Annotated in this window: 6 protein-coding genes; 3 read left to right on the top strand and 3 right to left on the bottom strand. The window is 61.8% G+C overall.

Annotated elements, in window-relative coordinates:
- Nucleotides 1-251: 251 nt before the first annotated feature.
- The 3 genes from EOA28_RS27920 (at nucleotide 252) to EOA28_RS27930 (ending at nucleotide 1,272) form a co-directional block, all read left to right on the top strand.
- Nucleotides 252-485: a hypothetical protein gene (locus EOA28_RS27920; protein WP_126061207.1), complete on the top strand. Its 234-nt coding sequence runs from the start codon at nucleotides 252-254 to the stop codon at nucleotides 483-485.
- Nucleotides 486-515: 30 nt separating this feature from the next.
- On the top strand, nucleotides 516-911 hold the full coding sequence (locus EOA28_RS27925; protein ID WP_127253217.1) for a hypothetical protein: 396 nt from the start codon (nucleotides 516-518) through the stop codon (nucleotides 909-911).
- A 181-nt stretch (nucleotides 912-1,092) separates the two neighbouring features.
- Entirely contained in the window at nucleotides 1,093-1,272 is a 180-nt protein-coding gene (locus EOA28_RS27930; RefSeq protein WP_126083057.1) for a hypothetical protein, read from the top strand.
- Between the two features lie 121 nt (nucleotides 1,273-1,393).
- On the opposite strand, the gene EOA28_RS27935 is transcribed toward EOA28_RS27930, so the two are convergent.
- The 3 genes from EOA28_RS27935 to EOA28_RS27945 form a co-directional block, all read right to left on the bottom strand.
- A complete protein-coding gene (locus EOA28_RS27935) occupies nucleotides 1,394-2,827 on the bottom strand; it encodes an aldehyde dehydrogenase family protein (protein ID WP_127253216.1) in 1,434 nt (477 codons plus the stop codon).
- Nucleotides 2,828-2,986: 159 nt separating this feature from the next.
- Nucleotides 2,987-3,364 carry an ACT domain-containing protein gene (locus EOA28_RS27940; protein WP_127253214.1) on the bottom strand — a complete coding sequence of 126 codons (378 nt, stop codon included), beginning with the start codon at nucleotides 3,362-3,364 and terminating at the stop codon, nucleotides 2,987-2,989.
- A 20-nt stretch (nucleotides 3,365-3,384) separates the two neighbouring features.
- The coding region (locus tag EOA28_RS27945; RefSeq protein WP_348633441.1) for a GNAT family N-acetyltransferase at nucleotides 3,385-3,866 on the bottom strand (482 nt) is incomplete at its 5' end.

Below are 3,866 nucleotides of genomic sequence, written 5' to 3' on the forward strand. Positions count from 1 at the left end.
CTCTGACTCCGTTAGTCCTGGTTCGAATCCAGGTTCCCCAGCCAAAGTTTTCTCCGCGCATTCCCAAACTTGAACCGTGAGTTCATCGCAACGGGTATCGATGTCGGCTGAACTCCGGTTGGTTTTCCCGTTATATTAGCAGTCAACTATATATTAATAGCTACGGCGCAGCCTGCTCGAATCGGGAATGTCCCCGATCGACGATCCGGCACTCAGTGTGCCGAGACGCTCGACCGATGCGGAGCAAACGCATGAGTGTCGAAACAGCATTGGCGCAGCTGTTGCGCATGATCCACCGCCGTGCCCTGAATTTGGCGACGATGCCGGACGATGAGAGAGATCCCTACTACGACAGCATCCGACGATCATGTTGCGGAGCCGCCGAGCATATCGGGCAATCTCCCGACAATGCAGCCATCACGGCAAACAGTATGGTTGAATTTACCCGGGCGATGGTCGGTATCATCGAGGCGGGCCGCGGGTAAACCGCAGACGTCGATACGCTCGTGACGAGCTTGGAAGGCGCCGAGAAGCGTGGTTACGGCGTATTGCCCGAAGCTCGCAAGGTGATGATTGCCACCCGGGCACTTCGACGATCAAAGCTTCCTGGCGACGGTTATCTCAGATCGTCCCAGATGTTCGGCGACAGATGCCTGGTTATCGGCATCACAGGGAAACCAACATCCATACGCGCGCCGGGCGGCAGCCCGTTCAGCATCCCCGCCGTCCTGTGGCCGTCCTGGGCGTATTTCAAGGCCATACCCATGCGATTCAACGTCTTCAATATCGACATAGACCTATCCCTGTTTCGCCAAGGCTATGGCGGAGACAATCCCCGTCGCCTTCATGATGGCGGTCTAAATGATCGATCAATGTTTCCGTCGCATTGCACGGAAACGCCCGGCGCGTAACATTTGCATGCAAACGAGTTTATCGTTGCCTGCAGAGTGCCGGCCGGCTTGGGCCGCTGCAGGGATGGACAGTTTCCATTTCGAAACGAAATACGCGCTCAAGCGCCATTAAACCGAAACGCAATCGCAGGAAAACCGTCATCGACCGGCTCGTCCGGAGTTTAAACAAAGGAAAATCGAGATGACCAAGATCCTTCGCAATGCAGTTTTCGCAGTTGTTGCTGTTACCGGCCTGGCAACTTCGGCCTATGCCCAGCAGACGACCATCAATTCGTGCAGCAATCATGACGATTACTATGGCATGTGCCTTGGCGCCGCCAACAACGGCGGCCACCACGACAGCCGCGGCGACCGCCGCTAATCGGCAAGTCGCGCTCGAAAAAGGCCTCGCGGGCATCTCGCCGGCGAGGCCTTTTGCGTTTCGAGGTGGGTAGCGGCTGCCGGTCGCCCTGGACACTCTTCCGGTTGTGAACCCGGGCTCCCTACTCCGCCGCCTCATACCCCGCGATGCCCTTGATCTCGAGGAAATCCTCCAGGCCGTATTCGGCATATTCGCGGCCGTTGCCGGACTGCTTGTAGCCGCCAAAGGGCAGGCCGGCGTCCCAGGTCGGGTAGTTGATGTAGACGTTGCCGGAGCGCATGCGGGCAGCCACGTCGCGCGCCTTCTCGATGTCCTTGGCCTGGATGTAGGAGGCCAGGCCATAGACCGTATCGTTGGCCTGCTCGACCGCCTGCTCGACCGTGTCGTACGGCATGATCGACAGCACTGGGCCGAAGATCTCCTCCCTGGCGATGCGCATGTCATGAGTGACGTTGGCGAAGACGGTCGGGCGGACGTAGTAGCCGCGATTGAGCTCGGCCGGGCGGCCGGGGCCGCCGGCGACCAGCGTGGCGCCCTCGTCGATGCCGCTCTGGATCAGGTCCTGGATCTTGTCGAACTGGATCTGGCTGACCACCGGGCCGAGCTTCGAGGTGGGCGCGTCGGCCGGGCCGACGGTGAATTTCTCCGCCGCCTTCTTGGCGTAACCGGCCGCCTCATCGTGACGGTCGCGCGGCACGAACATGCGGGTCGGCGCGTTGCAGGACTGGCCGCTGTTGCCAAAGCAGCCGGCGACGCCCTTGGTGACGGCTCGCTCCAGATCGACATCCGGGAACAGGATGTTGGCCGACTTGCCGCCCAGTTCCTGGTGCACGCGCTTGACCGTGTCGGCCGCCGCCTTGGCGACGAGGATGCCGGCGCGGGTCGAACCGGTGAAGGACATCATGTCGACATCCGGGTGGCTAGCCAACGCCTGGCCGACGTTCGGGCCATCGCCGTTGACGAGATTGAACACACCCTTTGGCACGCCGGCCTCATCGATGATCTCGGCGAAAATGATGGCGTCGAGCGGCGCGATCTCCGACGGCTTCAGCACCATGGTGCAGCCGGCGGCAAGCGCGGGGCCCACCTTGCAGGTGATCTGGTTCAGCGGCCAGTTCCACGGCGTGATCAGGCCGACGACGCCGATCGGCTCTTTCACGATAAGCGACGAGCCTTTGACGTGGCGGAACTGGAAGGTCTTCAGCACCTCGGCCATCTTTTCCAGATGCGCCTGGCCGACGCCGACCTGGCTGTCCAGCGCCGTCTGGCGCGGCGCGCCCATCTCGCGTGAAACGGCGAACGCGAGGTCCTTGCTGCGCTTCTTGTAGATTTCGATGACGCGGTTGAGGATGTCGAGCCGCTCCTCGACCGAGGTGAAGCCGAAGCTGGCGAAGGCGCGCTTGGCGGCGGCCACCGCCTTGTCGACATCGGCCTTGGAGCCCAGCGATATCTGCGCGAAAGCGTCCTCGTTCGAGGGATCGATGACATCGAGCGTGTTCGGCACGACCGGATCGACCCAGGCGCCGTCGATATAGAATTGCAGATTGTGGGACATGGTTTTCCTCCTCGGCAAGCCGTGGGTGCTCGATTGCAGTGGGTCGTCGTATACAGCCAGAGATAACGATGCGGCAAGCGCCCTGTCAAACGCAAGCGCGGGCGATTGAGCCAGCCGTCCGTCGAGCCTGATGTGCCGGCTGACGCCCACCGGGACCGATTACAGTAGCGTATGTCCAGCGTCACCCAGCAGCCGCGCCGCCGCGGCTTGATCGGCGGCCTTCACCAGCAGATGGTCGCCATCGAAGGTGGACACCACGAAGATGCCGAGGCCGTTCTCCGACAGCGGCCGAATGACAGACAGCACGATGCCAGTTTCGCCGAAGGCAAAGGGACCTTTGAAGGCGACCCAGTCGCGATCCTGCCTTGCGAGATCCGGAACGCGCTCCTGCGGGCAGGTTATCGAAAGCTCATCCTCGGTTCTGGTGATGCTGACGAAACCCGGCCCGTCCGCCCAATCGGGAATGCCATGTCCAGCTTCCAGCCTCGAAATCGCGTATAGGCCTGGCAGTTGCTTCAGCCTGATCCTGGCAGCCATGGCCCCGCTCCGATTGTCGGTCATCCCGCGATCCTCTTGCTCATATAAACGGTCGAGCCGTTCATGAACGGCTCTTCCCGGTCGACCGAATAGCCCTGCCTCTTATAGAGCGACACATTCGCCTCGAACGCGCCGTTGGTCAGCAGGCGAAGCTGATGGCGCCCGGCCTTGCGCGCCTTGCCCTCTGCCCGCTCCAGTAGCAGCCGGCCGATCCCTTTGCCCTGCGCCTCCGGCGCGACGCAGAGATTCTCGATCCAGAGATGATCGTCGGCGAGGACGGATTCAAGCATCCCGACAATGCGATCCTGCGCAACGGCGAGGTCGAATGGATGCTCGGCGACAGCCTTGTCGTAATCGGCGCGCATCGGCAGCGGCTCGCGGCCGATTACCGGCACCCATTTGGCATAGGCGGCGCGCACGATATCGCGGATGGCGGCGGCATCCGCCGCTTCGGCCGTCCGAAATCGGATGGGAAAATCGATGGTCATTGCGAGGCTCCAGA

Origin of the sequence: Mesorhizobium sp. M2A.F.Ca.ET.067.02.1.1 (assembly GCF_004023285.1) — a bacterium.
Taxonomy (GTDB): Bacteria; Pseudomonadota; Alphaproteobacteria; order Rhizobiales; family Rhizobiaceae; genus Mesorhizobium.

What these genes read in the sequence shown, in the direction of transcription:
- EOA28_RS27930 (WP_126083057.1), top strand. Translation starts at nt 1,093, where the DNA reads ATGACCAAGATCCTTCGCAATGCAGTTTTCGCAGTTGTTGCTGTTACC.
- EOA28_RS27935 (WP_127253216.1), bottom strand. Translation starts at nt 2,827, where the DNA reads ATGTCCCACAATCTGCAATTCTATATCGACGGCGCCTGGGTCGATCCG.
- EOA28_RS27940 (WP_127253214.1), bottom strand. Translation starts at nt 3,364, where the DNA reads ATGGCTGCCAGGATCAGGCTGAAGCAACTGCCAGGCCTATACGCGATT.
- EOA28_RS27920 (WP_126061207.1), top strand. Translation starts at nt 252, where the DNA reads ATGAGTGTCGAAACAGCATTGGCGCAGCTGTTGCGCATGATCCACCGC.